Here is a 17,607-nt window from a genome sequence, read left to right as displayed (position 1 = left end):
GGTCGCGGGGCTCTGCCCCGGACCCCGCTGCTCAAACGCCGCAGGGGCTTGATTTGCCTAACGCGCCGGCTCCGCCTCGGCCTGCGCCTCGTGGTCCGCCACCATCTTCGCTGCCCGGCGCTTCACGAGGAGCATGGAGGCCAGGCCGATCAGGACGGCCACGCCCAGGCCCACGTACGAGAACCGCTTGAGCCAGTCCTCCGCGACCACGCCCACGTAGTAGATGACGGCGGTCGTGCCGCCGGCCCAGACCACGCCGCCCAGGACGTTCGCGATGAGGAACTTCCAGTACGGCATGTGCAGGACGCCTGCGAGCGGTCCGGCGAAGATGCGGAGCAGGGCGATGAAGCGGCCGAAGAAGACGGCCCACATGCCCCACTTCTCGAAGGACCGCTCGGCGGTGCCGACATGTCCGGGACCGAAGTGCTTGGGGAACTTGCGGCCCATTTTGGCGAGCAGCGGGCGCCCGCCCTTGCGGCCGATCGCGTACCCGATGGAGTCACCGACGACGGCGCCCGCGCTGGCACAGGCCCCGAGGATGAACGGGTTGACGTCGCCGTGCTGCGAGGAGAGCAGGGCCGCGGAGATGAGCACGATCTCGCCGGGCAGCGGGATGCCGAGGCTCTCGATGCCGATCACCCCGGCCACCAGGGCGTAGACGGCGACCGCCGGAATCGTGTCGAGCCATGCCTGGACGTGCATCGACGTCGCCTCCCGTACCCACCAAAGTTGCCCTGTGCCCGGCGCGCGCTCCCCTCCGGTACGCGCACGCCGGGCAGCCTACCTGCTCCCTATGACGCCGCCGCGTCCCACAAGGTGCAGTGATGCTCGCGATGAACGTCCGTGGAGAGTGTGATCCCGCCCACACCGGACGTCTTCAGGGACAACACGTGTCCGGGTGCCCGCCGCTGGTCGGGCATCGCGGGCGCGCCGTCGGCCCGCGGGGTACCGCCTCGGATGAAGGAGCCCCAGTACTGCACCATCCGGTCGGCGAGCGCCCGCTGCTCCGTATTGAGCGGGGAGTCGAGCCCGAAGTGCTTGAAGAGGTACTGCACCTCGTTGACGTGGGTGGCCCCGAAGTCGAACTTCTTGCCCGCCTCCCTGATCGACGCGAACGGCGGGGAGGTGCGGTCCGCGAACTCGTACGCGTAGACGGGCGGCCCGCTCGCCGCGAGCCGCTGGTCGAGCCGCAGCGCCGGGCACGCCATGAGCTGGTCGCCCTGGGCGGCGGCGTACGCGTAGGTGGGCGACGCGTAGTCGGAGAGGGGATAGGCGCGCAGGGCCTTCTCCCCCGTCGCCTTTCCGTACGTGTCCGTGAGCGCCTTCGGGTAGGCCTCGGCGGTGAGCGGCTTGCCCTGACCGTCGTATGCGCCGTAAGCGAAGAGGCGTCCCTCGTCCTTGTTGGCTCCGTTGAGTACGGGTACATGTGCCGAGCGGCCCGCGGTGATCGCGGCGGCCGGCTGTTCGGGCAGGAAGCCGCCGCCGGTCACCGGCGCCCAGTCGAATCCGGCCTGCGCGTCCAGGATCTCCTTGGCGGACTTGCCGCGCAGACACGCCACCGTGTCCGCCGCCGCACCGCATCCGGCCTTCTCCGCGAACTTCGCGCCCTCGGCGACGGCCGCCGTGTGCGCGCGGGCCGCGCAGTCCCCGTACGCCCCGGACTCGATGACCCCGGCCCGGAACAGACCGCGCCCGCCCGGCGAGGCGAGCTGGGTGCACACCGAGCGGCCGCCCGCGGACTCGCCGGCGATCGTCACCCGGTCCCGGTCCCCGCCGAAGCGGCCGATGTTGGCGCGCACCCAGCGCAGCGCCTGCTGCTGGTCCTGGAGGCCGAAGTTGCCGGACACCCCGTCGGACGCCTGCTTGTCGAGGCCCGCCGCCGCGAGGAAACCCATCGCTCCCAGGCGGTAGTTGACGGTGACGACGACCGTGCCCGTGCTGCGGGCGAAGGTGTCGGGGACGATGTCGGCGCCCGCGCCCGCCGTGAGCCCGCCGCCGTGCAGCCACACCATGACCGGCCGCCCCGCCGAACCGTCCGGCGCGTACACGTTCAGGTCGAGGCAGTCCTCCGTGTAGGTCGGGTTCCCGTATCCCGGATCCCAACTCGACGCCTGAACGCACCTGTTGGAGAAGTCGGTGGCGTCGCGCACGCCGCGCCACGACTGCGCCGGACGCGGCTCCCGCCAGCGCAGCTTGCCGACGGGCTGCTCGGCGTACGGGATGCCGAGGAACTGCCGCCCCTCCTCGGTGTGCTGACCGCGCACCCAGCCGGACGTGGTGTGCGCCAGGGGCCCTTCGGACCGTTCGGTGGCGTGCGAGGGCACGAGGGCCGCGGCGGTCAGTGCCACCACGGCCGCGAGCACCACACGTATTCGACCGCGCCTCATGTCACTTCCCCCTCTTCCGCTCGATCACCGCGTCCGTACGCTGCCGCAGGTCGCCGGCCGACGCACCGAGCCACACGGTGCGGCTGCCGGTGCCGAGCATCCAGCCGTGCCGCTCGCTGTCCCACGAGGAGAGCGTGCGGGGCGCGACGCGCACGGTGACCCGCCGCCGCTCCCCCGCCTGGAGCACGAGCCTGCGATATCCGCCCAACACCCGTACGGCCTGGTCGACTTCGAGGTCCGGTGACGGTCCGACATACACCTGCGGCACGGCGATACCCGCCCGCCGTCCCGTGTTCCGCACGGTGAAGCCGACTTCCAGGCCGCGCCCGGACGTCCAGCGCGCGCTCAGGTCCTCGTACGCGAACGAGGAGTACGACAGGCCGTGCCCGAACGGGAACAGCGGCTTCACCCGCTGCGCGTCGTACCAGCGGTAGCCGAGGTGGATGCCCTCCGAGTACTCCTCGACGCCGTCCACACCGGGGTAGCGGCGCGGGTCCCCTGACATCGGGTGGGTGGCCTCGGAGGTCGGGAAGGACTGGGTGAGCCGGCCCCCGGCGTCGCAGTCCCCGTAGAGGACGGCGGCGGTGGCGGCCGCGCCCTCCTGGCCGGGGTAGTACATCTGCAGCACCGCGCCCACCTGGTCGAGCCACGGCATGGTGATCGCGGAGGAGCTGTTGAGCACGACCGTCGTACGGGGATTGGCCCGCGCCACCGCCGCGATCAGCGCCTCCTGGTGGTCGGGCAGGGCGAGCGACGTGCGGTCCGAGCCCTCGGTCGCGTCCTCGTACGCGAAGAGCACCACGCTGTCCGCACCGCGCGCGGCCCGTACCGCCTCGGCGACGTCGTCGGCCCGCGTCGCTCCGGTCACCCGGCGCAGCCGGAACGTCTGTCCCTTGTCGCCGCCCTTCGCCGTGATCTCCAGCTGGTGCGAACCGGCCGCCAGATCAAGGGACTTGTGGCGCACCGCGAGTCCGTCGGGCGCGATGGAGACCAGTCCGCCGCTGAAGTACTCGCCGCTGCCGGGCAGTGTGGGGAACAGTTCGGTGCCGTCGAGCACCACCTTGGGCCGCTCGCCCGAGTAGTGGACGACGAAGGTCCAGTCGTCGGCCTCGCCGGTGGCGAGCGTCCCCTCGTACGTCCAGGTCGCTCCGGCCGCGACCGTCCGCCCCTCCAGGTCGGCCGCGGGCGAGAGCGCGCCGCCGGGCAGGGCCTTGCCGTAGATGTCACTGCCGAGCGCGTAGGCGGCCGAACCGCCCTTGCGAGCACGGGACTTGATGGCCTCGTACGGGCTGTCGGCGTGGTCGGGGACGACGTGCGCGCTGCCGCCGCCACTGACGAACGGGACGTAACCGGTGGGTCCGACCACGGCGACGGAGCCGCCCTCGGGCAGCGGCAGCGTGCGGCCCCTGTTGTGCAGCAGGGTCGCGCCCGCCTTGGCGACGTCGAGGGCGACGGCCGCGCCCGCCGCCGCGTCCCGGTCCGGCCTGGGCGGCACCTTCCCGCCCAGCAGCCCGAAGCGGTCCATCACCGACAGGATCCGGCGCACGGCCCGGTCCACCTGTGCCTCGGGCACCGTGCCGTCCTGGACGGCCTTCTTCAGCGCGGCGCCGAACGCGAGCTCGCCCGGCATCTCCATGTCGAGGCCCGCGGCCATCCCGGCGACGGTGGTGTGCGTGGCGAACCAGTCGGTCATCACCCAGCCCGCGAAGTGCCACTGCCCGCGCAGGATGTCGTCGAGCAGCTCCTTGTTGTCGCAGGCGTGGACGCCGTTGACCTTGTTGTACGAGCCCATGACGGAGCCCGCGCCGGCCCCGACGGCCGCCTCGAAGCCGCGCAGCTCCAGCTCGTGCATGGTCTGCTCGTCGGCCCGCACGTCGACCGAAGTGCGGTCCTTCTCCTGGTTGTTGAGCGCGAAGTGCTTGACGGTGGCGATCAGGCCCTCGTCCTGGATGCCGCCGATCTCCTCGGTGACCATGTCGCCGGAGAGCAGCGGGTCCTCGGAGAACGTCTCGAAGTTGCGGCCCGCGTACGGCGTGCGGATCAGGTTGACCATCGGTGAGAGCAGGACGTCCTGGCCGAGTGCCCGGCCCTCGCGGCCGATGACCTCGCCGTAGCGGCGGGCGAGCGCCGGGTCGAAGGAGGAGGCGAGGAGGACGGGTGCGGGCAGGGCCGTGGCGTGCTTGGTGACGCGGACGCCCGCGGGGCCGTCGGCCAGGCGCAGCGGCGGGATGTCGAGGCGGGGGACGCCGGGTATGTAGCCGGCCTGACCGAGGTCCTTCGGGTCGTCGGCGCCGTGCAGGAAGGTGAGTTTCTCGTCGAGCGTGAGCCGGCCGAGCAGTGCTTCGACCCTGCGTCCGGCGCCGCGTTCGGGCCGCCGCGACGACGCCTGCGCGAGGCTCGGCAGCCCCGTGGTGACGGTGGCGGCGACCATGATCGCCCCGCCCAGGCGCAGGGCCGCCCGTCTGGAGACTCCGTCCGCACTGATTCCGTTACTGGTCCCGCTGTTGGGCATGGGCTGTCTCTCCTCGTTGCGTTCGAGCGTTAAACGCACTGCGCGACAAAACGGACTTGACGCATCGTTGGACACCGCAAAACCGAAGCGGAAACTATGACCGGAGGTGACTCGTGTCAACGGAATGAACAAGAAAAGAGGAAGGCACCACCCCGTCGGGCAGTGCCTTCCTCGCCGTACGGAGCCCACTCAACCCTTGGGGCGCGGCGTTCAGCCGTTGGGACGCAGCGTCCACAGGACGGTCATCTCGCCGGTCACGGCGCCGTCCTCGCGCGTGATCGCGATGCTCACCGGGAACTCGGGGCGCTCGCCCGCGTCGAGTTCGGCGACCACGTCGGCGACCGGACGGCCGAGCGTCGCGGTGGCGGTGACCGGGCCCATCGCCAGCTTCTTGTACGCGATGTCGGCGCTCACGGCGAGCGGCACCGCACGCGAGAGCTGGTCGCCGAAGGCGGCGAGCACGATGGCGCCGCTCGCGGACTCGCCGAGCGTGAACATCGCTCCGGCGTGCGGTCCGCCGACGTGATTGTGGTAGTCGGCCTGGTCGGGCAGCGCGACGACCGCCTTCTCGGGCGTGGTCTCGTGGAACTCGAGGTTCAGGGTGCGGGCCATCGGCACCGTGGCGGCGAGCATCTCGCCGATGGACATCTGATCTGCGCTCATGCCCGAATGTTACCCATGGGTAGCAAGCTTGGCCATCCCTCCGCGAGCAGCCGCAAGCACACGAAGAAACGGAACATATGAGGCATCAGCCGACCAATCACCCGGTGTCCGGGGAAGCGGTTTGTCGATTCAGCGGCATGGCGGCGATAGTCCCTCAGTGACCTCTGCCGCCCCCGACCCGAAGCCGCCACGCCTGCGCCCCGCGTGGGCCGGACGGAACTACACGCTGCTCTCCGTCTCGGCGGTCGTCACGACACTGGGGGCGCACGGCGCACTGATCGCCTCGGCGTTCGCCGTGCTCGACGCGGGTGGCGACGGCGGCGACGTGGGCCTGGTGGCCGCGGCCCGCACCCTGTTCCTGGTGGTCTTCCTGCTCGTCGGCGGCGCGGTCGCCGACCGGCTGCCGCGACACCACGTGATGGTCGCGGCGAACGCCCTCAACTTCCTCTCCCAGGGCGCGTTCGCGCTGCTCGTCCTCCAGGGCGATCCGAAGCTGTGGCAGATGATGGCGCTCAGCGCGCTCGGCGGCATGGGGCAGGCCTTCTTCAACCCGGCGGCCGAGGGCATGCTGATGGCCTCCGTCTCCGGCGAGCAGGCCAGCCGCGCCTTCGCCCTGTTCCGGATGGGAATGTCCGGGGCAGGGGTGGGCGGCGCCGCGCTCGGCGGGGCGTTGGTCGCGGCGTTCGGGCCCGGCTGGGTGCTCGCCGTGGACGCGGTGGCGTTCCTGGTCGCCGGGGCGCTGCGGATGTTCCTCCAGGTGCGGGACATACCGCCGCGGGAGCCGGGCGGCGGGCTGCTCGCCGACATGCGGGACGGGTGGCGTGAAGTCATCGGCCGGCCGTGGCTGTGGACGATCGTCGCCCAGTTCGCGGTCGTGGTCGCCGTGGTGGGCGCGGCCGAGTCGGTGTTCGGGCCGCTGGTGGCGCGCGACGATCTGGGCGGGGCGGGGCCCTGGGGCATCGCGCTCGGCGCGTTCGGCGTGGGCACGATCCTCGGCGGACTGCTGATGATGCGGTGGAAGCCGAGGCGGCTGCTGTTCGCGGCGACGCTCTCCGTCTTCTCGCTCGCCCTGCCGTCGGCGGCGCTCGCGGTGCCCGTGCCGCTCGGCTGGCTGATCGCCGTGATGTTCGTCAGCGGCGTCACCATCGAGATCTTCGGCGTCTCCTGGATCACCGCGCTGCACCAGGAGATTCCCGAGGAGAAACTCTCCCGGGTCTCGGCCTACGACTGGTTCGGCTCGGTGGCGATGGTGCCGCTGGCCACCGCGCTCGCCGGTCCGGCGGAGGCGGCCTTCGGGCGGACGGCCTCGCTGTGGGGGTGCGCGGCGCTCGTCGTCGTGGCGACGACGGCGGTGCTGTTCGTGCCGGACGTACGGCACCTGCGGCGGCGCGAGCCGACGGAGCCCAAGGCCTCCGGGAGCCCCGCACCGGACCCGGTCACCCCACGCTGAACGAGCCTCCCGGCGGCTCCGGCGACGGCACGGCGTCCGCGTCGGCCACCGGTTTCGCGTCGCCCACGAAGCGGCGCAGCGCGGAACCGTGCTCCACCCGCGCGGGGAACGCGTCGCGGGCGGTGCGCCGGGCCAGCTCCGCCACCTCCAGCTCTTCGCGGGAGGCGAGCAGCACGGCATTGCCGAACCGCCTCCCCCGCAGCACCGCCGGCTCGGCGACGAGCGCGACATGCGGGAACACGGCGGCGAACGTGGCCAGTTGGGACCGCAGGAACGTGAAGGGCGCACCGTCCGCGAGATTCGCCGCGTACGTACCGCCGGGCCGCAGCACCCGCGCCGCGTGACGCGCGTACGCCAGGGTCGTCAGGTGCGCGGGCACCCGGGAGCCGCCGAACACGTCCCCCACGAGCACGTCCACGCAGGCCTCGGGCGCCGTCTCCAGCCAGGCCCGCGCGTCGCCGCCGTGCACCACGATGCCCGTGCCGTCCGGCACCGGCAGATGTTCGGCGACCAGCGCGAGCAGTCCCCGGTCGGCCTCGACGACGTCCTGCCGGGAGCCGGGCCGGGTGGCGGCGACGTACCGCGGCAGGGTCAGCGCGCCGCCGCCCAGGTGCAGCACATCGAGCGGCGCGCCTTCGTCGCCGAGGCAGTCGAGGACGTGGCCGAGCCGGCGCGTGTACTCGAACTCCAGGTGGGCGGGCTCGTCCAGGTCGACGTACGACTGGGGCGAGCCGTCCACCGTGAGCAACCAGGCCCGCCGCCGGTCGACGTCGGGCAGCAGCTTGGCGGTGCCGTGGTCGACGTCGCGGGTGACGGGTATCGGGTCGGGGTCGGGTGCGTTCACGCCTCCCATTGTCGGACACGGGGCTCCGCCCCGGACCCCGCTGCCTGCCGTCCGACAGCGGGGTCGTATTTGGTCACTCCACGGACGTCACCGTCCCCGCCCCCACGGTCCGCCCGCCCTCACGGATCGCGAACCCGAGACCCGCTTCCAGGGGGACGTCCCGCCCCAGCTCGACCGTCATGCCGACGGTGTCGCCCGGCCGCGCGACGGCCACCTCCCCGAGGTCGACGTCCCCGACGACATCCGCGGTGCGCAGGTAGAACTGCGGCCGGTACCCGGTGGCGACGGGCGCGGAACGTCCGCCCTCCGCCGCCGACAGCACGTACACCTGCGCGGTGAAGCGCCGCGCGGGCTTGACGGTGCCGGGCTCGGCGACGATGTGCCCGCGCCGCACCGCGTCGCGCGGCACACCGCGGAGCAGCAGCGCCACGTTGTCCCCCGCCTGCGCCTCCTCCATCGGCTTGCCGAAGGTCTCGACGCCGGTGACGACGGTCTCCCCTTCCTTGAGGGACTCGGCCCCGTAGACCCGCACCCGGTCACCGACCCGCACACGGCCCCGCTCGACCGCGCCGGTCACCACCGTGCCGCGTCCGCTGATGGTCATCACGTTCTCGACGGACAGCAGGAACGGCGCGTCCACGTACCGCTCCGGCATCGGGACGTACGTGTCCACCGCGTCGAGCAGCGCCTCGATCGACGCCGTCCACCGCGGGTCCCCCTCAAGGGCCTTGAGCCCGGAGACCCGTACGACGGGCACGGCGTCGCCCCCGTACCCGTGCGCGGACAGCAACTCGCGCACCTCCAGCTCGACGAGGTCGGTGAGCTCCTCGTCGCCCGCGTCCGCCTTGTTGATCGCGACGACGATGTGGTCGACGCCGACCTGCCGGGCGAGCAGCACGTGCTCGGCGGTCTGCGGCATGATCCCGTCGAGCGCGGAGACGACGAGGATCGCCCCGTCGAGCTGGGCGGCGCCCGTGACCATGTTCTTGACGTAGTCGGCGTGGCCCGGCATGTCCACGTGCGCGTAGTGCCGGGTGTCGGTCTCGTACTCGACGTGCGCGATGTTGATGGTGATGCCGCGCTGCGCCTCCTCGGGCGCCTTGTCGATCCGGTCGAACGGGACGAACGTGCCGGCGCCGCGCTCGGCGAGGACCTTGGTGATGGCGGCGGTGAGGGTGGTCTTGCCGTGGTCGACGTGGCCCATGGTGCCGATGTTGAGGTGCGGCTTGGTGCGCACGTATGCCGTCTTGGGCATGGCGATGAGGTCCCTTCGGGAACTTCAGAGAAGCACTGGCCTCCAAGCGGGAGGCGGGGACCCCTGAACCGGACCGACCCTCCCCCTGCGGGGTCCGCCGGAATGTCCGGAGAGGGTCAGCTTCGCGCGCCGTCAGCTGCGGCGGCGGTCAGGAGAACGGCAGCCAGAGCTGCGTCCGCGACCGCGGACGTAGCTGCGTGGAAGGCGTGCCGGAACATGTGGCAGATCTTCTCCGACGCGGCGCCCGGCGTCGAACGATTTTCCGCGCCCCGAGCGGGAGTTGTCCGCCCACGTTCTTCAGGGCCTCGCGCGGAGGGTGTCCGCCAGAACGCTCGGCGGCGGCGCGGTGACGCTCATGTGACGCTCATCGCAACTGGGGCAAGAGTCGAGAAAGTGAGACACAACCTACGGCGATCTTATGTGGGGGTCCGTTAGTCTCCCCGGATGTTCGAGACCGTTCCCGCCCGGCCCACCGGGTTCGCCGCCCGCCTGGGCCAGGCCGTGCTGTCGCCCTGGTCGCGGCTTTCGCTGCTGGTGCTGCTGCTGGCCGCGGGCGCGACGTGCGTGCTGCTCTTCGAGCCGCAGCAGCTGATCACGCAGGGCTGGCCGCCGCAGGTGAACGGGGCGGCGGCGGTCGTCCTGTTCGCGGTGGCGTACGGAGTGTGCACGGTCGCGTTCGTCCCGAGACCGCTGCTCAACCTGGCGGCGGGCGCCCTGTTCGGCTCCCAGCTGGGGCTGCTCGGCGCGCTCGGCGGGACGGTCCTCGGGGCCGGGCTCGCCTTCCTGCTCGGCCGGCTGCTCGGCCAGGACGCACTGCGGCCGCTGCTGCGCGGGCGCTGGCTGAAGGCGGCGGACGGGCAGCTCAGCGAGCACGCCTTCCGGTCGATGCTCGCGGCGCGGCTCTTCCCCGGCATCCCGTTCTGGGCGGCGAACTACTGCGCGTCGATCTCGAAGATGAGCATCGTCCCGTTCCTCCTCGCCACGGCGCTCGGCTCGATCCCGAACACGGCGGCGTACGTGGTGGCGGGCGCCCGCGCCTCGACGCCGACGTCCCCCATCTTCCTGATCGCGATGGGCTTCATCGTGGTCACGGGGTGCGCGGGCGCGGTCGTGGCGTGGTGCAAGCGTCATCAGCTGCGGAAGCAGACGTCGGACTGACGGGCCCGCCCTTGAGTCCACCGCTGAGCCCCCTACCGAGACGCAGCGTCACCGCGACGGAGGCCATGGCGAGCACGGTCATCGCGGTCGCGGGCGAGGTCGCCTGGGCCAGTGCGCCCGCGAGCACCGCTCCCACGCCCTGCGTGGTCAGCATGCCCGCGGTGTGCAGGCCGAGGGCGTGCCCGCTCAGGCTCTCCGGCGTCAGCGCCACCAGCCGTTCCTGCAGCAGCAGGCTCGCCGAGAAGCCGACGGAGGCGAGGGCGACCGCCGCCACGGCGAACGGCAGGGCGGGGTGCAGCGCGAAGGCCAGGTACGGGACGGCGAGCAGCAGCCGCAGCGGCGCGGCGAGCCGGGCCCGCCACCGGGGCGGCAGGAAGCGGCCGGTGAGGATGTCCCCGGCGAGCATGCCCAGGGCGGCGCTCGCGAGCAGTACGCCCGCGTGCCGGGGGTCGTACGGGACGAAGAGGGCCTCGCAGCCGACGATGAGCCCGTTGGGCACCCACAGGGCGAGATATACGTAGCGGCGCGGGACGGAGGACCACAGGGCGGCGTTGCCGCGCATGGTCTCCCGCAGGGACGGCCGCCCGGCGGCGCGCGCCGGGCGTCGGGCCAGTCCGCAGCGCGCGACCAGCGCGGCGAACGCGTAGAGCCCGGCGGCGACGAGGAGCGTGCCGCGCGGCGACAGCACGGCGACGAGCAGGCCGCCCAGCGCGTACCCGAGGATCTGGCAGACGCCGGCGCTCATGTTGAGCACCGACCGGCCGAGCAGATAGCCGTCGCGGGCGAGGATGTCGGTGAGCAGGCCGTAGCGGACGCCGCCGCCGAGCGCGGCGGGCACGCCCTGGACGAGGACGAGCGCGAGGGCCGCCGCCGTCGGAAGACCGGGCGTCGCCTGCGCCGCCGTGGCCAGGCCGAGGAACAGCGCGAGCCCGACGAGGGCCGCGCGCGGCGGCACCCGGTCCGCCGCGGACAGCAGCGTGAGCGCGCCGACGACCTGGGCCAGCGAGGGCCCGAACATCGCGAGCGCGGACAGCAGCGGCGACCCGGTGGAGGCGTACACGAGCGAGCCGAGCGCGAATCCACTGACCGTCTGCCCGGCGATCTGGAGCGAGACGGTGGCGAAGAGCGAGGGGAATTCGGGCGTGCGGAACAGGTCCCGGTAGGTGTTCATGAGTGGAGGCTGCGGGCCCCCGCGTGGCGGACGTTAATCTTTCGCGCACCGGCGAAACGAGGTGCGGGGCGTGGCGGCCCGCGGGGCGGTGACGCGATACCGACAGCACACCGGTGCAATCGGAGCCACGACGGCCGCGAGCCCCGGCGGGCGTCGCAGGCGCGGGGGCCGGGGCGGCTTCGGTGGTGCGGGGAGGGGTGGAGTCATGGGGATCTGGCAGGTCGACGCCGACACCCTCGCGGGGAGCCGGTTCGTCGTGTCGCGGCTGGCCGAGGCGACCGCGAGCCTGAAGAAGCTCGCCGCTCCCGTCGCCGCGCACCCCGGCGAGCGGCGCTGGCTGGACACCCACCTGCCCGGCTACCGCGCGCGGCTCGCGGCCGAGCCGACGACGGGGCTGCTGCTGGACGCCGCGTTCGGGGCGCGGTGGATCGCGGACTTCATGACGCCCACGCCGGACGGCGTCCGCGAGGACGACCTGGCCGACGGCCTCGCACGGATCCGCGCCACACCACCGGAGGTGGTCCGCGCCGACCTCGCCGTCTCCTCGCCGGGTCCGCTGCCGGGCGCGCTCACCCACGCCGACGACCTCGCGGAGCGCGCGGCGGCGCTGCTCGCATGGGTGTGGCGGGAGACGGTGCTGCCCGAGTGGCCGCGCCGCCGCCGGATCATCGAGGCCGATGTCCTCGCCCGGACCAGGGAGTTGACGCGGGGCGGCTGGGCGGCGGCGTTCGGCGGGATGCGGCCCACGATGGGCTGGCTCGGCGAGGGCCGGCTGCGGATCAACGCCCACGACCACCCGCCACGGAACATCGCCGGCACGCGGCTCCTGTTCGTCCCGGTCACCCCGAAGCAGGGCTGGGTGTCATGGCCGGAACCGGACCCCACGGTCGACCGGTACGCCGTGGTCTACCCGTGCGCGGGCGCCCTCGCGGACGCGGACAGGGCGGTGCCGCCCGGCGGACTCGCGGCGCTGCTCGGCACGGCCCGCGCCCAGGTCCTCGTCCTCCTGGAACAGCCGCTGACGACGAGCCAGTTGGTGGCCCTGACCGGCCAGGGCCTCGGCTCGGTGGGCCGCCATCTGAAGGTGCTGTACGAGGCCGGCCTCGTACAGCGGCGCAGGTCGGGCCGCTCGGTGCTCTACTTCCGTACGGCGACGGGGGACGCGCTCCTGGAGGCCCAGCAGCCGGGCCGGTAAACCTCTCGCTCACTCCCCTGTGGTGTTCCCTTCACCTTCGAACGCTACTCTGCCCACGCGAACACCCGGGGCTGAAGCGACGGTTGTGCGCACAGCCCCGCCTGGCCCGCGTTCGCGGCAGGTTCCGCCGAGCACCTGGATCGCGTACCCACCTCATGTCCTGGTTCGAATCATTCATCCTCGGACTCGTCCAGGGGCTCACGGAGTTCCTGCCGATCTCGTCGAGCGCCCACCTGCGTCTCACGGCCGCGTTCGCGGGCTGGCACGATCCCGGCGCCGCCTTCACGGCGATCACCCAGCTCGGCACCGAGACCGCGGTCGTCATCTACTTCCGCAAGGACATCGCGCGGATCGTCTCGGCGTGGTTCAAGTCCCTCACCGACAGGACGAGGCGGGGCGACCACGACGCGCAGATGGGCTGGCTGGTGATCGTCGGCTCGATCCCGATCGGGGTGCTCGGCGTGACGTTCAAGGACCAGATCGAGGGCCCGTTCCGCGATCTGCGGCTCACCGCGACGACGCTGATCGTCATGGGCGTCGTCCTCGGCATCGCCGACCGGCTCGCGGCCCGCGACGAGACGGGCGGCCGGCACCGCGTGGCCCACACCCGCAAGGAGCTCAAGGACCTCTCGGTCAAGGACGGCCTGATCTACGGCCTGTGCCAGGCGCTCGCCCTCGTCCCGGGCGTCTCCCGCTCGGGCGCCACCATCAGCGGCGGCCTGTTCCTCGGCTACACCCGCGAGTCCGCGGCCCGCTACTCCTTCCTCCTGGCGATCCCGGCGGTCCTGGCCTCCGGCGTCTTCGAGCTGAAGGACGCGAGCGAGGGCGGCCACGTCTCCTGGGGGCCGACGGTCTTCGCCACGCTGATCGCCTTCGGCGTCGGCTACGCGGTGATCGCCTGGTTGATGAAGTTCATCTCGACGCGCAGCTTCATGCCGTTCGTGTACTACCGGATCATCCTCGGCATCGCGCTGTTCATCCTGGTGAGCGTGGGCGTCCTCAGCCCGCATGCCGCGCAATCGGCGGGGTGAGCGGGCCCAGAAAAAGGGACGGCCCCCGGGAAGAGACCCAGCGCCCCAAGTGTTGCGCCCCACATCACAGTTGGGCCGATTCGGACGGGTGGACGCGGGATGCGAGCGGTGCGGTTTCACGAGTACGGCGGGATCGATGTGCTGCGGGTCGAGGACGTGCCGCGGCCCGTACCGGCGGCCGACCAGGTCCTGGTCGAGGTGCGGGCGGCCGGGATCCAGCCCGGTGAGGTGAGCATCCGGACGGGATTCCTCCACGAGCGGTGGCCCGCCACGTTCCCGTCCGGGCAGGGCAGCGATCTGGCCGGAGTCGTCGTGGAAGTCGGTTCGCACGTACGGGACTTCGCGGTCGGCGACGAGGTCGCCGGGTTCACGCACCGGCGGGCCAGCCACGCCGAGTATGTCGTCGTCGACGACGTGAACCTCGTGCACCGGCCCGCCGGGCTCTCCTGGGACGTGGCCGGATCCCTGTACGTCGCCGGAGCCACCGCGTACGCCTGCGTGTGGGCCGTGGACCTCCGCCCCGGCGACTCGGTCGTGGTGTCCGGCGCGGCGGGCGGCGTCGGGTCGATCGCCGTGCAGCTCGCGCGGCGCCACGGCGTCACCGTCATCGGCCTCGCGAGCGAGCCGAATCACGGCTGGCTGAAGGAGAAGGGCGTGGTCCCGGTCGCGTACGGGGACGGGGTGCGGGAGCGGATCCGGGAGGCCGCCGGCGACCGGGGCGTCGACGCGTTCATCGACACGTTCGGCACCGGATATGTCGAGCTCGCCGTGGAGTTGGGGGTGCGGCCCGAGCGCGTCAACACCATTCGCGACTGGGCGGTCGCGGGCCGGGTCGGCGCCCGGACGTACGGCGAGGGCGCGGCGGCGAGCGCGGTCGTCCTCGGGGAGCTGGCCCGGCTGGCCGCGCGCGGAGAGCTGGAGGTGCCGATCGCCCGCGGCTACCCGCTGGAGCAAGTGCGGGACGCCTTCCGCGAGTTGGAGCGGCGCCACACCCACGGCAAACTCGTGCTCCGGCCGTAGCCAAGTTCGGCCCATTGAGCCCCTGCGGCGATTGAGCAGCGGGGTCCGGGGCGGAGCCCCGAGGCCTTGACCACGGCGCCGCTGCTCAATAGCCGCAGGGGCTTGGTGAGGGCAGACCGTCACCAGGGCAAGGGTCCCTCCGCGGAGACATACGTCCCCGTCGGCCCGTCCCCGCCGACCCGCGCCATCCGGACGATGATCTCGGCGCCCTGCTCGACGGTCTGGACGCCCGTGTTGCCATTCAGGTCGGTCCTGGTGAAGCCGGGCTCGACGGCGTTGATCCGGATCTCCGGGAACGCCTTCGCGTACTGCACGGTCAGCATGTTCACGGCGGTCTTGGAGGCCGGGTAGGCGAGGCCCGGGTAGGCGGCCGCCGGGTTCCCGGCGTCGGTGGCGCCGGCCAGCGAGGCCAGGCCGCTGCTGACGTTGACGACGACGGGGGCGGCGGAGCGGCGCAGCAGGGGCAGGAACGCGTAGGTGACGCGGACGGTGCCGAAGACGTTCGTCTCGAACAGCGGGCGCAGGGTGTCGACGGTCTCGTCGGCCGGGAGCACGATGCCGTTGCCGTCGGTGCGGCCCTCGATACCGGCGTTGTTGATCAGTACGTCGAGGCCGCCCTCGTCCTCGATCGTCTTCGCGGCGGCCGCGACGGAGGCGTCGTCGGTGATGTCGATGACGACGTGCCGCGCACCGAGTTCCTCGGCGGCCCGGCGGCCGCGCTCGGGGTCGCGGGCGCCGACGTAGACGGTGTGACCTGCTGCGATGAGCTGACGGGCGGTTTCGCGGCCTAGGCCCTTGTTGGCGCCGGTGATCAGTGTGGTGGTCATGCGTCCAGGCTGCGCCCGGAGCGGCCCCGCAACCAGCCGTCCCGTCTTCCTGGGAACGGCGATACCAGGAAGATCCGGCCCGGACGGGGCACAGTGGTGGCATGGCACATGCGGAGCTCGGCGCTTTCGGGGACACGGTGCGGCGCTGGCGGGACCGGGTACCGCCGGGAGCCGCGGGGATCGCCTCCGTGGGGCCGCGGCGGACCGCGGGGCTGCGCCGCGAGGAGCTGGCGCTGCTCGCGGGGATCTCGGCGGACTACGTCACCCGGCTCGAACAGGGCCGCGCCACCCACCCCTCCGACCAGGTCGTGGAGGCTCTGGCCCGCGCGCTGCGGCTGACGGACAACGAGCGTGAGCACCTCTTCCGCCTCGCGGGCCTCGCGCCGCCGGGGCTCGAGACGGTGCCGGGCCGGCTCACCCCCAGCGTGCGGCGGCTCCTCGACCGGCTGTCCGGGACACCGGCCGCCGTGTTCGACGCGGCGTGGACGCTGCTGCTCGCGAACCCGCTGTACACCGCGCTGCTCGGCGAGCGGCCCGAGTGGGGCGGGCACGGGCGCAACGGCGTGTGGTGGACGTTCCTCGGGCCGACGAGCCGGGTCCGTCAGACCCCCGATGAGCGGCAGGCCATGGAGACGGCCCTGGTGTCGGACCTGCGTACGACCGCGAGCCGTTACCCGCTGGACCCGCGGCTGCACACGCTCGTCGACGAACTCCGCACGCGCAGCCCGCGCTTCGCCGAGCTGTGGGACTCGGGCGTGGTCGGCCGGCACGCCGCCGCGCGCAAGACGGTCGACCACCCGGATATCGGCCCGCTGACGCTGGACTGCGACATTCTCACGGTGGCGGGCGACGATCTGCGCGTCATGCTCTACACGGCCGAGCCCGGCACCGCGGACGCGGACCGCCTGACGCTGCTCGCCACGACGACGCTGCCGACGCCGGTCGGCGCGTGACCTGGCACACGTGACGAGGGCCGCGTGACCTGGCGCCCCGCAACTCCTTTACAGCATTGGTCACTTGGTGCTCAGTAACGCTCGCACAGGGTTCCCATCCAGGCGGCCCGCACGTAGCCTTTGGCACATGCCGCCCGTCAATTCTTGTCCTGTGCGGTCTGCCGCGGAAGTCAACGAGCAGATCCGCGGATTGTGGCTGCGCACCGGAGGCCGGCTCACCGGAGAGCAGCGCGCCGAGTACGCGCTGCTGGTCACGGAGTGGGCGGCCGCGGTGCGCGCGGAGATCGTGGAAGCGGCCTGAACCGCCTCCACACCCCTGACCGCCTCCACACCCCCGGTCCGCTCAGCGGCCCCCCGCCACCCGTACCACGGTCCCCGTCGCGTACGACGCGTCCGATGACAGCAGCCAGGCGATCGCCGCCGCGATCTCCTCCGCCGCCCCCGGACGCCGCAGCGGAATGCCGGGCGCCGCTTCCCACGCGATGTCGGGCGTGCCGCTGGTGACGTGGATCTCGGTGTCGACGATGCCGGGCGCGACGCCGTTGACCCGCACGCCCACCGGGCCGAGTTCCTTGGCGAGCCCGAGGGTGATCGTGTCCACGGCCGCCTTGGACGCGGCGTAGTGCACGTACTGGCCGGGGCTGCCGAGGGTGGCGGCCCCGGAGGACACGTTCACGATGGCGCCCGCGCCCGCCTCCGTCATGTCGCGCGCGGCGCGGCGGCAGCACAGCAGGACACCGAGGACGTTGACGTCGAGAACGCGGCGGAAGTCCTCGGTGCGCGCCTCGACGAACGGGCCGACCGGTGCGGTGACGCCCGCGTTGTTCACCAGCCCGGTGAGCGGCCCGAGTTGGGCACCCACCTCGTCGAACATCCGCTCCACGTCGCCCTCTTGCGAGGTGTCGGCCCGTACGACGGCGCAGCGGGCGCCCGCCGCGCGCACGGCCTCGGCGGTGCGCTCGGCGGCGTCCTTGTCGCTCACGAAGGACAGCGCGACGTCGTGGCCTTCCCGCGCGAGACGCACGGACGTGGCGGCGCCGATGCCCCGGCTGCCGCCGGTGACGAGCGTGATGGGGCGGTTCAAGGGGGCCTCCCGGTCAGAAGTGCGGGCCCCCTGGCCAGGCAGGCCGGGATGTGGCCA

16 protein-coding genes are annotated in these 17,607 nt (G+C 72.7%); 7 read left to right on the top strand and 9 right to left on the bottom strand.

What is annotated here, in order from left to right:
- Positions 1-57 precede the first annotated feature (57 nt).
- The 4 genes from ACIRHA_RS00160 to ACIRHA_RS00145 all read right to left on the bottom strand — a co-directional run bounded on the left by ACIRHA_RS00160 (position 58) and on the right by ACIRHA_RS00145 (position 5,547).
- The gene (locus ACIRHA_RS00160; protein ID WP_403838150.1) at positions 58-702 is read right to left on the bottom strand and encodes a DedA family protein; all 645 of its coding nucleotides are present in this window, start codon (positions 700-702) and stop codon (positions 58-60) included.
- Between the two features lie 89 nt (positions 703-791).
- Positions 792-2,387, bottom strand: coding sequence for a carboxylesterase/lipase family protein (locus ACIRHA_RS00155; RefSeq protein ID WP_403838148.1), 1,596 nt, complete (start codon positions 2,385-2,387; stop codon positions 792-794).
- A gap of 1 nt (position 2,388) precedes the next feature.
- Positions 2,389-4,899, bottom strand: a complete 2,511-nt coding sequence (locus ACIRHA_RS00150; RefSeq protein ID WP_403838147.1) for a beta-glucosidase — start codon at positions 4,897-4,899, stop codon at positions 2,389-2,391.
- A gap of 210 nt (positions 4,900-5,109) precedes the next feature.
- The gene (locus tag ACIRHA_RS00145; RefSeq protein ID WP_403842024.1) at positions 5,110-5,547 is read right to left on the bottom strand and encodes a DUF4442 domain-containing protein; all 438 of its coding nucleotides are present in this window, start codon (positions 5,545-5,547) and stop codon (positions 5,110-5,112) included.
- 172 nt (positions 5,548-5,719) lie between these two features.
- On the opposite strand from ACIRHA_RS00145, the gene ACIRHA_RS00140 reads away from it, so the two are divergent.
- On the top strand, positions 5,720-7,012 hold the full coding sequence (locus ACIRHA_RS00140) for an MFS transporter (RefSeq protein WP_403838145.1): 1,293 nt from the start codon (positions 5,720-5,722) through the stop codon (positions 7,010-7,012).
- Here ACIRHA_RS00140 and ACIRHA_RS00135 read toward each other — a convergent pair.
- Together ACIRHA_RS00135 and tuf are read right to left on the bottom strand one after the other, a co-directional pair.
- Entirely contained in the window at positions 6,999-7,865 is an 867-nt protein-coding gene (locus ACIRHA_RS00135; RefSeq protein ID WP_403838143.1) for a spermidine synthase, read from the bottom strand. The two genes, ACIRHA_RS00140 and ACIRHA_RS00135, sit on opposite strands and share 14 nt — an antisense overlap.
- 64 nt (positions 7,866-7,929) lie before the next feature.
- Positions 7,930-9,111 (bottom strand): elongation factor Tu, encoded by a 1,182-nt coding sequence (gene tuf, locus ACIRHA_RS00130; RefSeq protein WP_403838141.1) that lies wholly within the window; start codon positions 9,109-9,111, stop codon positions 7,930-7,932.
- A 444-nt stretch (positions 9,112-9,555) separates the two neighbouring features.
- On the opposite strand from tuf, the gene ACIRHA_RS00125 reads away from it, so the two are divergent.
- Positions 9,556-10,269 carry a TVP38/TMEM64 family protein gene (locus ACIRHA_RS00125; protein ID WP_403838139.1) on the top strand — a complete coding sequence of 238 codons (714 nt, stop codon included), beginning with the start codon at positions 9,556-9,558 and terminating at the stop codon, positions 10,267-10,269.
- Here the strand turns inward: ACIRHA_RS00125 and ACIRHA_RS00120 are convergent.
- Positions 10,199-11,440, bottom strand: a complete 1,242-nt coding sequence (locus tag ACIRHA_RS00120) for an MFS transporter (RefSeq protein ID WP_403838137.1) — start codon at positions 11,438-11,440, stop codon at positions 10,199-10,201. The two genes, ACIRHA_RS00125 and ACIRHA_RS00120, sit on opposite strands and share 71 nt — an antisense overlap.
- Positions 11,441-11,645: 205 nt before the next feature.
- On the opposite strand from ACIRHA_RS00120, the gene ACIRHA_RS00115 reads away from it, so the two are divergent.
- From ACIRHA_RS00115 to ACIRHA_RS00105, 3 genes are all read left to right on the top strand, one after another.
- Positions 11,646-12,635, top strand: coding sequence for an ArsR/SmtB family transcription factor (locus tag ACIRHA_RS00115; RefSeq protein ID WP_403838135.1), 990 nt, complete (start codon positions 11,646-11,648; stop codon positions 12,633-12,635).
- 155 nt (positions 12,636-12,790) lie between these two features.
- Positions 12,791-13,666 (top strand): undecaprenyl-diphosphate phosphatase, encoded by an 876-nt coding sequence (locus ACIRHA_RS00110; protein ID WP_403838133.1) that lies wholly within the window; start codon positions 12,791-12,793, stop codon positions 13,664-13,666.
- Positions 13,667-13,765: 99 nt separating this feature from the next.
- Positions 13,766-14,686, top strand: coding sequence for an NADP-dependent oxidoreductase (locus ACIRHA_RS00105; protein WP_403838131.1), 921 nt, complete (start codon positions 13,766-13,768; stop codon positions 14,684-14,686).
- 119 nt (positions 14,687-14,805) lie between these two features.
- Here ACIRHA_RS00105 and ACIRHA_RS00100 read toward each other — a convergent pair whose 3' ends face one another.
- The gene (locus tag ACIRHA_RS00100; protein WP_403838129.1) at positions 14,806-15,513 is read right to left on the bottom strand and encodes an SDR family NAD(P)-dependent oxidoreductase; all 708 of its coding nucleotides are present in this window, start codon (positions 15,511-15,513) and stop codon (positions 14,806-14,808) included.
- A gap of 101 nt (positions 15,514-15,614) precedes the next feature.
- Here ACIRHA_RS00100 and ACIRHA_RS00095 point away from each other — a divergent pair, with 101 nt between their 5' ends.
- Together ACIRHA_RS00095 and ACIRHA_RS00090 are read left to right on the top strand one after the other, a co-directional pair.
- Positions 15,615-16,466 carry a helix-turn-helix transcriptional regulator gene (locus ACIRHA_RS00095; RefSeq protein WP_403838128.1) on the top strand — a complete coding sequence of 284 codons (852 nt, stop codon included), beginning with the start codon at positions 15,615-15,617 and terminating at the stop codon, positions 16,464-16,466.
- Between the two features lie 151 nt (positions 16,467-16,617).
- Positions 16,618-16,767 (top strand): hypothetical protein, encoded by a 150-nt coding sequence (locus ACIRHA_RS00090; protein ID WP_403842226.1) that lies wholly within the window; start codon positions 16,618-16,620, stop codon positions 16,765-16,767.
- 42 nt (positions 16,768-16,809) lie between these two features.
- On the opposite strand, the gene ACIRHA_RS00085 is transcribed toward ACIRHA_RS00090, so the two are convergent.
- Positions 16,810-17,550: an SDR family oxidoreductase gene (locus ACIRHA_RS00085; protein ID WP_403838126.1), complete on the bottom strand. Its 741-nt coding sequence runs from the start codon at positions 17,548-17,550 to the stop codon at positions 16,810-16,812.
- Between the last annotated feature and the right edge of the window lie 57 nt (positions 17,551-17,607).

This window comes from Streptomyces sp. NPDC102360, assembly GCF_044766085.1.
Taxonomy (GTDB): Bacteria; Actinomycetota; Actinomycetes; order Streptomycetales; family Streptomycetaceae; genus Streptomyces.
The sequence above is the reverse complement of the archived record's forward strand: the minus strand, read 5'-3'. Positions and strand labels throughout refer to the sequence as shown.